Below are 9,500 nucleotides of genomic sequence, written 5' to 3'. Positions count from 1 at the left end.
CAGGTTTCGAAGCACAAGGTGCGGCGCTCCAGCGGGTCGATCGATCGCGAGGACGCGCTCACCGCCGCAGAGGTCGAGTCGGCGATCGACGCGGGCCGCGCCATCGCCGACGAGGAGATCGACTCGGGCGCCGACCTGCTGATCGCGGGCGATATGGGCATCGGCAACACCACTCCGGCCACGGTGCTCATCGCCAGCCTCACCAACACCGAACCGGTCGCCGCGGTGGGCCGCGGCACCGGCGTGGACGACGCCGGATGGATCCGCAAGGTCGCCGCCATCCGCGATGCGATGCGCCGCGCCCGCCCGGTGGTGAAGGACCCGGTCGAGCTCCTCCGCGTGGCAGGCGGCGCCGACTTCGCCGCGCTGGCCGCGTTCCTCGCCCAGGCCGCCACCCGGCGCACGCCCGTCATCCTCGACGGCGTTGTCGTGACGGCCGCGGCGATGGTCGCCGAAGACCTCGCCGCGGGCGCGAGCGCCTGGTGGCTGGCCGGTCACCGGTCCACCGAACCGGCACACGACCTCGCGCTGCGACACCTGCGCCTCGAGCCCTTGGTCGACCTGACCATGCGCCTCGGCGAAGGCTCCGGCGCCCTGACCGCCCTTCCCATCCTCCGCTCGGCGGTGGCGGCTCTCACGGAGATGTCCACCTTCGCCGAGGCGGGCGTCAGCACCGCCGACCCCGAACCGGCAACCCCAGCGCCGAACCTGCGCAAGTGAAGTCTTCCCGCCCCTGCGCCGCCTTACCCCCCTCGCCGACGCCGGGTGGGGCGCAGGAGAACCCGGCGCCGCGGCCGGTCATCGACCGGGTTTCCGACAACACGCGCCGAGTACCGCCCGCCGAACGAGGTTCAGCGTGAACGGGGTTCGGTTGGCGATTTCCTGGCTCACGGTACTGCCGGTCCGAGGGCCGGAGGCTGTGGATCGCTCGGCGGCGCGGCGCGCGATCCTATTGGCGCCGCTGGTCGGCGCGTTACTCGGCGCGGGGGCCGCGTGCCTGCTCTGGGCGCTGACCCGGGCCGGAATGAGCGCTTCGCTGGCCGGGCTGCTGGTGGTCGGCGCACTGGCGTTGATCACCAGGGGCATGCATCTGGACGGTTTGGCCGACACCTTGGACGGGCTCGGCAGTTACGGACCGCCGGAGCGGGCCAGGCAGATCATGAAAAGCGGCGGGGCCGGTCCCTTCGGTGTCGCGGGGCTCACGATCACCATTGGGGTGCAAGCGTTTTCGTTCGCGGCCCTGGCCGATTCGGGCAGATGGCTCGCGGTGGCACTCGCCGTGGCGACCGGCCGTGTCGCGGTGATCCTGGCCTGCCGGGGTATTCCCGCCGCTCCGGGTACCGGGTTCGGCGTTCTGGTCGCGGGCACGCAATCGGCTGCGGCCGCAGTGTGCTGGCCGGTGGCCGCCGTCGCACTCGCCGTTTTCGCCGTCCCCGGCTACCCATGGCTCGGCCCTCTCGCGGTGACGCTCGGCCTGGCCGCCTCGATGATCCTGGTCCGGCACTGCGCCCGCCGCTTCGGCGGAGTCTCCGGTGACGTCCTCGGCGCCGCTGTCGAGACCACCGTGGCGCTCACGGCGGCCGTCCTGTCCCTCGCTGTCCAGACCGTCTGACCCGCCAGCGCCGTAGATTCGTCATGCCGAATTGAACATTTGTCCAGTTCGGAACCGCCCGGGAGTCTGGGTCACTGGAATTTTTCCGGCCGCGGCGCGCGGATCGTCTGGGTCGGGCAATAAGGTGGGCGGTATGTCTTCTGAGCGCCTGTATTTTCGCCAACTGTTGTCGGGACGCGACTACGCCGTGGGCGATCCGATCGCGACACAGATGCGCAACTTCGCGTATCTGATCGGCGACCGGGAGACGGGCGAGTGCGTGGTGATCGATCCGGCCTACGCGGCGGGTGATCTGGTGGACATCGCCGAGGGAGACGGTCTGCGGCTCAGCGGCGTGCTCGCCACCCACCACCACCCCGATCACGTGGGCGGCACGATGCTCGGCTTCACCCTGCGCGGAGTGCGCGAACTCCTCGAAAAGACAAGCGTCCCAGTGCATGTCAACGCCAAAGAGCTGCCGTGGGTGGCCAACGTCACGGGTATCGCCGAAAGCGAACTGACCGGTCACGAGCACGGCGACAAGGTCACCGTCGGGGCCTTCGACATCGAGTTACTACACACGCCCGGACACACTCCGGGCAGCCAATGCTTCCTGTTCGACAACCGCCTGATCGCAGGCGACACCCTGTTCGTCGACGGCTGCGGCCGCACCGATTTCCCCGGCGGCGATTCGGACGAAATGTTCCGCAGCCTGCGCTACCTGGCCGGACTCGCCGGCGACCCGGTCGTCTACCCGGGCCACTGGTATTCGCAGGAACCCAGCGCCGCACTGTCCACTGTCCGGGACAAAAACTACGTCATGCGTCCGCGGACGCTGGAGCAGTGGCACATGCTGATGCCGGGCTGAGTCACATACGGCGCATCCAGCCGTGCTTGTCGGCGAACGTGCCGCGCTGGATGCCGGTGAGGGTGTCGCGCAGAGCCATGGTGACCGCGCCGGGCTCTCCACCGCCGATGGTGAACTCGCCCGTACCGGAACGGACCCAGCCGACCGGGGTGATCACCGCGGCGGTCCCGCAGGCGAAAACCTCGGTGATCTCACCGGATTCGGCGCCCTTGCGCCATTCCTCGACCGAGATCTTGCGCTCCTCGACGGGGAAGCCGGAATCGGCGGCCAGGGTGAGCAGCGAATCGCGAGTGATGCCCGGCAGCAACGAGCCGGAGAGTTCCGGCGTGACCAGCCGCGCCTCGGAACCGGACCCGAAGACGAAGAACAGGTTGTTGGTACCCATTTCCTCGACGTAGCGGCGCTCACACGCGTCCAGCCACACCACCTGATCGCATCCCTTGGCCGTTGCCTCGGCCTGGGCCAGTAGCGAAGCGGCGTAATTGCCCGCGACCTTCGCCTCGCCGGTGCCGCCCGGCGCGGCGCGCACGTATTCGGTGGACAGCCAGACCCGCACCGGCTTCACACCGCGCGGGAAGTACGCTCCCGCCGGGGAACCGAGCAACAGGTACTTGTACGCCGCGGCGGGCTTCACACCGAGCCCGGCCTCGGTGGCGAACATGAACGGCCGCAGGTACAGCGATTCCTCGCCGCCCGCCGCGGGCACCCAGTCCCGGTCCACCTCGAGCAGTTGGCGCACCGACTCGATGAACAGCTCGTCGGGCAGCTCCGCCATCGCCATACGGCGAGCCGACCTGCGGAAACGCGCGGCGTTGGCATCGATCCGGAAGCAGGAGACGCTGCCGTCACCCTGACGGTAGGCCTTGAGCCCCTCGAAGATGGCCTGGCCGTAGTGGAACACCATGGTCGCGGGGTCCAAGGCCAGCGGGCCGTACGGCTCCACGCGCGCGTTCGTCCACGTGCCGCCGACGTAATCGATCGAGACCATGTGATCGGTGAAGTACCGCCCGAACCCCGGCTCCGCCAGTACCTCTTGTCGCCGCTGCGCCGCGAGTGGCGCGGGATGCGGAACACGGGTGAACTGTGCGGCAGCGGTCATGGCGACGATCCTATCCGGCTCGGTTCCGGCGATTCCGCCACGGTCCGCGCCCCCCTGGTCCCCCGTGGGACACGGCGCAGACCACGGCCGATCACCCAGGCGGGCGCAGCGGGGCGGCCCGCGACGGGAGCGGCGGGAGCTACCTGGTGTTGGTGCGGACGAACGGTGGGCGCACGGTTTCGCAGCGCAGGCGGCGGCCGCGGACGTCGACCTCGACCTCGGTACCGGGTTCGATGCCGGCGGAGGTGTCCAGCAGGGCCAGCGCGATGCCGACCTTGAGGGTGGGCGAGAAGGTGCCGGAAGTGGTTTCGCCGACCGGTTCGCCTGCCCGCAGCACGGTTTGCCCTTGCCGGAGCACACCGCGGTCGAGCGCCTTCAGGCCGAGCAGGATTCGGCGCGGGCCGTCCGACTTCTCCTGCTCCAGAGCGGCCTTGCCCCAGAACTCCGGTTTCTTCCAGCCGACCGCCCACCCGCAGCGCGCCTGCACCGGGGAGATCTCCAGCGAGAGTTCGTGCCCGTGCAAGGGATAGCCCATCTCGGTACGCAGGGTGTCGCGGGCACCGAGCCCGGCCACCTGGCCTCCGGCGGCGCGCACCGCCTCGACCAAGGCGCCGAACAGCGGTTCTGCGTCGTCCCAGCGCGGCAGCAGCTCGTAGCCGTGTTCGCCGGTGTAACCGGTGCGGCAGACCCGGACGGGGCGGCCGTCCCACACGGCGTCGGCGTAGGCCATGTACTCGAGGTCGGTGGGCAGGCCGAGCGCGGTCAGCACCTCGGTGGAACGCGGGCCCTGCACGGCGAACACGGCGTACTCGCGGTGCTCGTCGGTGACGGTGACGCCGTCGGGCGCGGCCTTGCGCAGTTCCGCGACGACCGCCGCGGTGTTGGCGGCGTTCGGCACCAGGAAGATCTCGTCGTCACCGGCGTAGTAGGCGATCAGGTCGTCGATCACTCCCCCGTCGGGAGCACAGCACAGCGTGTACTGCGCCTTGCCCGCCTGGATGCGGCCGAGATCGTTGGTGAGCGCCGAGTTCACGTACGCCGCGGCGCCGGGGCCACGCACCGTCGCCTTGCCGAGATGGCTGACGTCGAACAGACCCACCGCCGTGCGAACCGCCTGGTGCTCGGTCACCGTGCCCGCGTAGGACACCGGCATCTCCCAGCCGCCGAACCGCGCGAAGGTGGCGCCGAGCTCGACGTGCACGGCGTGGATGGGTCCTTGCAGGAGGCTCGTCTCGGTCACCCGCCGAGCTTATCCGCCGGCCGCGGCGCGTAGCCGTGGTCCTCGCCCCGCGTCAGGGCCGGAACCACATCGGAATCAGTGTCGGACCGTTCTCCGGCAGGGTGTGGGTAGTTCCGGTCGCGGCGAATCCGGAGCGGCGGTAGAGCCGAGCGGATCGTTCGGTGCTCGCTTCGAGAAACGCCGGAACGCCCGCTTCGGAGGCCGCTTTCAAGCGGTCGGCGAGAATCACCGCACCGGCTCCTTTGCCGCGATGCTCCGGCATCGTGACGATCACTTGCAGGTATCGGTGCGGGAACTCGCGGGGGTGTTCCCGGGCCAGCAGGTCCGTGACGATCTGTAGCCGCTGGAGCACGCGCACGTCGGGAGCCTGCTGCGCCATGGTCCGCGTCTCGGCGGCTTCGCCGGCGAATCGCTCGACCGAGGTGACGTGCTGCCAGATCGACATAGACCAGATCTCCGCACCCACGCCCGCCACCCAGATCTCGTCGTCCCGCAATGCACGGTCGACCAGACCGGGCACGAACGCGGTGCGCAACCCGCCTTCGGGTTGGCCTTCGAGCAACCACGCGGTCACCACCTCGTCCGCACTGGCGATGCCGAATGCCTCGATCAGCGCGTCACGGTCCTCGGCACCGGCCTGGCGAGTGGTGATCTCCATCCGCATTCCTTTCCTTGTGAACAGCGTATTAGTTCGCAAATCTAGGCAGGTCACAGCCATCTCGCTAATATTTCGTCACACCTGTTCGTGTGTCGAAATGGAAGCATCGGAATGACCTGTGCGCTCTGCCGGAACGAACTCGTCCAGCCGACGCTCGGCCGTCGGCGCAAGTACTGCTCCCGTTCCTGTCAGGCCCGCGCCTACCGCGCCCGCCGCGCGGCGATCCCCGTGCGCCGCGCCGCCCGCCCGACGCGGCTCACCGCCGTCGGCATCACCCGCGCGGCGGTGGAGCTGGCCGACCGCGACGGGATCGACGGCCTCACCATGCGCCGTCTGGCCGGTGCGCTCGGTGTCGCGACGGCGGCCCTCTACCGCCATTTCCCCGACCGCGAAGCGCTGCTGGCGAGCATGGCCGAGCTGGTACTCGACGAGATTCCGCCGCCGCCCGCCGAGCACACCGGCTGGCGGCCCCGGTTGCGGCACGAGGCGCACGAGGAGTGGCGCCTCTATCGCAGGCATCCGTGGATGCTGCCGCTCCTGGCGCGCACCCGTCCGCCGCTGGGCCCCGCGCTGCTGGACGTGCTGGAACGAAACTTCGCCGCTCTCGACCACCCCGGCCTCACCCAGCGGACCGGATTCACGATCTACCTCGCGCTGTCGGGCCTGGTCCAGGGGCTCGCGCTGTTGTGGAGTTCCGAGCGCGTCGACCGCTTCGGCGATCCGCGCGACGCCGCCGAGACGACCGCGCCGCACCACGACCTCGCCGAGTGGCTCGACCCGGCGATCCGCCCCGTCCTGCATCGTCTGCTCACCGACCAGGACTCCGGTTTCGAGATGGACTTCGACGACCTGCTCGTCGCCGCGGTGGAACTCCTGCTCGACGGCGTCGCGGTGCGTCATCCGGAACGGAGCGAATAGCCTGTGCCAATGACCGCTGTTGCAGATCGCTCGCTCGGACCGGAACTGGCACGCACCGAGGCCATCGGCGCGGACACCGATGTGCTCGTCATCGGACTGACCTCCTCGGAGGACGGCCCCGTCATCGTGCCCGAGGACCTGTTCGGCGACGTGCTCACCGCAGAACTGCGCGGGGAGCTGCTCGACCAGCTCGGCACGGTCGGGGCGAAGGGCAAGGCCGAGGAGCTGACCCGCATCCCGGCGCCGTCCGGACTGGCCGGGGTGTCCAGCGTCCTCGCCGTCGGCCTGGGGTCCGCCGACAAACTCGACGCCGAGCAGATCCGCCGCTCGGCCGGTGTGGCCGCCCGCGCGCTGTCCGGCACCGAACTGGTGGTGACCACGCTGTCCGGGCTCGACATCGGCGCCGCCGCCGAAGGCTTCTACCTGGGCGCCTACACGTTCACGCCGTTCCGCTCGGACAAGTCCGCGCCCAAGCCGGACGAGCGCCCGGTGGCCCGTGTCGAGTTGCTCGTACCCGAGCCGGGATTCGGCGAAGAGGCGCTGTTGCGCGCCCAGCTCACCGCCGAGGCCGTGGCCACCGCGCGGGATTTCGTGAACACCCCGCCCAGCCACCTGTTCCCCGCCGAGTTCGCCTCCCGCGCGCGGGAACTGGCCGAGGCCGCGGGCCTCACCGTCGAGGTACTCGACGAGAAGGCGCTGGAAGAGGGCGGTTACGGCGGTGTGCTCGGTGTGGGCAAGGGCTCCTCGCGTCCGCCGCGCCTGCTCCGGATCACCTACGCGGGCGGCCCGAAGCAGGTCGCGCTGGTGGGCAAGGGCATCACCTTCGACACCGGCGGCATCTCCATCAAGCCCGCGCAGAACATGGAGAACATGACCTCCGACATGGCCGGCGCCGCCGCCGTGATCGCCACGACGCTGCTGGCCGCCCGGCTGAGCCTGCCGATCACCGTCACGGCCACGGTGCCGATGGCGGAGAACATGCCCTCGGCCACCGCGCAGCGCCCCGGCGACGTGCTCACCCAGTACGGCGGCGTCACCGTCGAGGTGCTCAACACCGACGCCGAGGGCCGTCTGATCCTCGCCGACGCGATCGTGCGCGCGAGCGAGGACGAGCCGGAGTACCTGATCGACGTGGCAACCCTGACCGGAGCGCAGATGGTCGCGCTCGGCACCCGCACGCCCGGCGTGATGGGCACCGACGAATTCCGCGACCGGGTGGCCCGCATCTCCCGCGAGGTGGGCGAGAACGGCTGGGCCATGCCGCTTCCGGCCGAACTGCGCGGCGACCTGAACTCCAAGATCGCCGACCTGGCCAATGTCGCGCCGCACCGCTGGGGCGGCATGCTCTCCGCCGGGCTGTTCCTCAAGGAGTTCGTCCCGGAGAACGTGCAGTGGGCCCACCTCGATGTGGCCGGTCCGGCCTACAACACCGGCGGCCCCTTCGGCTACATCGGCAAGGGCGGCACCGGCGTCCCGGTCCGCACGCTGATCGCCGTGCTCGAGGACATCGCCGCGGAGTGAACTCGCGGGTGCGTCGTCCGGGGCGATCTCCGGACGACGCGCTTCGGCCCGCCGGGACGGAGAGGACGGCCGCGCGCTCACCGGTTGGCGACCGGGCCGCCGGAGACTCCCCGCGCCGAATGGAACCGCACCAAGGGCGCGACGAGCGGTGCATCGGCGCGGCCGGTGCGGCCGGTGCGGCCGGTGCGGCCGGTGCGGCCGGTGCGGGGATAGTCCGGGCCGACGACGTGTGGGGCGGCCTGCCCCCAACGGTTCGCAGAGCGGCTCGCCCGTCGTCGCGGGCACCTGACGAGCCCGCGCGAGAACCGGGCGGAACGGACATATCGACGGCTCAGAGGTCGTACAGATCCCGTTCCAGTTCGCGCTGCCGCTCCACCCGTTTCCGGGCGTCGTAGTCGCGCATCCGCTGCGGATACCCGGTCTTGCGCACGTCGTAGACGGGGATGTGCAAATCCTTGGCTAGCCGCTGCGCCCCACGCTCGCCGACGATCCGGCGCGTCCATTCACCATCAGCGGCAATAAGGACAACTGTGACATCTGTCACCGTGGTCTTCGGCTCGATGTAGCCTTCGACACCAACGTGGGTGCGCACCCATTCGGAGAGATAGCGGGCATCCTGCCCGGCTACCGAACCCCCACGTAGAACGCCGCCAGCCCGGGCAGCGCCGCCACGGAAACGATCCAGCAAACCCAACGACGCCGACCTCCTTTCCTGCACCGGAGAATGTTCACCGCCGGTCTTCCCATACTGCCAGCTCTGTGCAGTTCGCCGCCCTGTGCTACCTGGCTTGCGTACGAGTGCAAGGATGGACCGCGGTACAAGAACCACACGGATCTCCGGTGCCACCACAATGATCGGTGGCTTCCGGACTCCCGGCGCGACCCGCGGCGGGCGTCCGCAGCGAGATCAACTGTTGTAGAACCCCGTCGAGCAGTCAGAGGAGTCAACGGACATGGCCTTCTCCGTCCAGATGCCCGCTCTTGGTGAGAGCGTCACCGAGGGAACGGTGACCAGGTGGCTGAAGCAGGAAGGAGACACGGTCGAGGTCGACGAGCCGCTGCTCGAAGTCTCCACCGATAAGGTCGACACCGAAATCCCGTCCCCCGCGGCGGGTGTGCTGTCGAAGATCGTCGCGAACGAAGACGACGTGGTCGAGGTCGGCGGCGAACTCGGCGTCATCAGTGAGCCCGGCGAGGCGGCTTCGTCCGCGCCCGCGCCCGCTCCGGAAGCCGCCGCGCCCGCGCAGGAAGCCCCCGCGCAGGAGGCGCCCGCGGCCGAGCCCGAGGCTGCTCCCGCCCAGGAGTCCGCGCCCGCGGCCCAGGCCGCGCCCGCGCCGTCCGGTGATGGCACGTCGGTGAAGATGCCGGAACTCGGCGAGTCCGTCACCGAGGGCACCGTCACCCGCTGGCTGAAGGCCGTCGGTGACGAGGTCGCCGTCGACGAGCCGCTGCTCGAGGTCTCCACCGACAAGGTCGACACGGAGATCCCGTCGCCCGTCGCGGGCACCCTGCTGGAGATCACCGCCCAGGAAGACGACGTCGTCGCGGTCGGCGGACAGCTCGGCGTGATCGGCAGTGGTTCCCCCGCGGCCGCCGCCCCGGCCC

At 70.1% G+C, this 9,500-nt stretch carries 10 protein-coding genes; 6 read left to right on the top strand and 4 right to left on the bottom strand.

The features are described from left to right. The 3 genes from ON19_RS09505 to ON19_RS09495 form a co-directional block, all read left to right on the top strand. Window positions 1-720: nicotinate-nucleotide--dimethylbenzimidazole phosphoribosyltransferase (locus ON19_RS09505; RefSeq protein ID WP_043689187.1), on the top strand; the 720-nt coding region annotated here is incomplete at its 5' end. 136 nt (window positions 721-856) lie between these two features. Then, window positions 857-1,612: an adenosylcobinamide-GDP ribazoletransferase gene (locus ON19_RS09500; protein WP_043689181.1), complete on the top strand. Its 756-nt coding sequence runs from the start codon at window positions 857-859 to the stop codon at window positions 1,610-1,612. A gap of 133 nt (window positions 1,613-1,745) precedes the next feature. Further along, complete coding sequence (locus tag ON19_RS09495; protein ID WP_043689180.1) at window positions 1,746-2,459, top strand: MBL fold metallo-hydrolase; 714 nt, start codon at window positions 1,746-1,748, stop codon at window positions 2,457-2,459. Between the two features lies 1 nt (window position 2,460). Here the strand turns inward: ON19_RS09495 and ON19_RS09490 are convergent, their stop codons facing one another. The 3 genes from ON19_RS09490 to ON19_RS09480 all read right to left on the bottom strand — a co-directional run bounded on the left by ON19_RS09490 (window position 2,461) and on the right by ON19_RS09480 (window position 5,456). Continuing rightward, window positions 2,461-3,558 (bottom strand): branched-chain amino acid aminotransferase, encoded by a 1,098-nt coding sequence (locus ON19_RS09490; protein WP_043689177.1) that lies wholly within the window; start codon window positions 3,556-3,558, stop codon window positions 2,461-2,463. A gap of 139 nt (window positions 3,559-3,697) precedes the next feature. Next, window positions 3,698-4,798, bottom strand: coding sequence for a glycine cleavage system aminomethyltransferase GcvT (gcvT, locus tag ON19_RS09485; protein WP_043689175.1), 1,101 nt, complete (start codon window positions 4,796-4,798; stop codon window positions 3,698-3,700). Between the two features lie 52 nt (window positions 4,799-4,850). Further along, window positions 4,851-5,456 carry a GNAT family N-acetyltransferase gene (locus ON19_RS09480; RefSeq protein ID WP_043689185.1) on the bottom strand — a complete coding sequence of 202 codons (606 nt, stop codon included), beginning with the start codon at window positions 5,454-5,456 and terminating at the stop codon, window positions 4,851-4,853. Between the two features lie 111 nt (window positions 5,457-5,567). Between ON19_RS09480 and ON19_RS09475 the strand changes: the two genes are divergently transcribed. Continuing rightward, window positions 5,568-6,374, top strand: a complete 807-nt coding sequence (locus ON19_RS09475; protein WP_043689173.1) for a TetR/AcrR family transcriptional regulator — start codon at window positions 5,568-5,570, stop codon at window positions 6,372-6,374. A gap of 9 nt (window positions 6,375-6,383) precedes the next feature. After that, window positions 6,384-7,895 (top strand): leucyl aminopeptidase, encoded by a 1,512-nt coding sequence (locus tag ON19_RS09470; RefSeq protein WP_043689172.1) that lies wholly within the window; start codon window positions 6,384-6,386, stop codon window positions 7,893-7,895. 331 nt (window positions 7,896-8,226) lie between these two features. On the opposite strand, the gene ON19_RS09465 is transcribed toward ON19_RS09470, so the two are convergent. Further along, entirely contained in the window at window positions 8,227-8,589 is a 363-nt protein-coding gene (locus tag ON19_RS09465; RefSeq protein WP_043689183.1) for a hypothetical protein, read from the bottom strand. 259 nt (window positions 8,590-8,848) lie between these two features. On the opposite strand from ON19_RS09465, the gene ON19_RS09460 reads away from it, so the two are divergent. Then, the coding region (locus tag ON19_RS09460) for a biotin/lipoyl-containing protein (protein ID WP_043689171.1) at window positions 8,849-9,500 on the top strand (652 nt) is incomplete at its 3' end.

The sequence above is a fragment of the Nocardia abscessus NBRC 100374 genome, assembly GCF_000308455.1.
Lineage (GTDB): Bacteria > Actinomycetota > Actinomycetes > Mycobacteriales > Mycobacteriaceae > Nocardia > Nocardia abscessus.
The sequence above is the reverse complement of the archived record's forward strand: the minus strand, read 5'-3'. Positions and strand labels throughout refer to the sequence as shown.

Excerpts from the sequence above, each read along its gene's own strand:
- ON19_RS09495 (WP_043689180.1), top strand. The coding sequence starts at position 1,746 with ATGTCTTCTGAGCGCCTGTATTTTCGCCAACTGTTGTCGGGACGCGAC.
- ON19_RS09490 (WP_043689177.1), bottom strand. The coding sequence starts at position 3,558 with ATGACCGCTGCCGCACAGTTCACCCGTGTTCCGCATCCCGCGCCACTC.
- ON19_RS09480 (WP_043689185.1), bottom strand. The coding sequence starts at position 5,456 with ATGGAGATCACCACTCGCCAGGCCGGTGCCGAGGACCGTGACGCGCTG.
- ON19_RS09475 (WP_043689173.1), top strand. The coding sequence starts at position 5,568 with ATGACCTGTGCGCTCTGCCGGAACGAACTCGTCCAGCCGACGCTCGGC.
- ON19_RS09470 (WP_043689172.1), top strand. The coding sequence starts at position 6,384 with ATGACCGCTGTTGCAGATCGCTCGCTCGGACCGGAACTGGCACGCACC.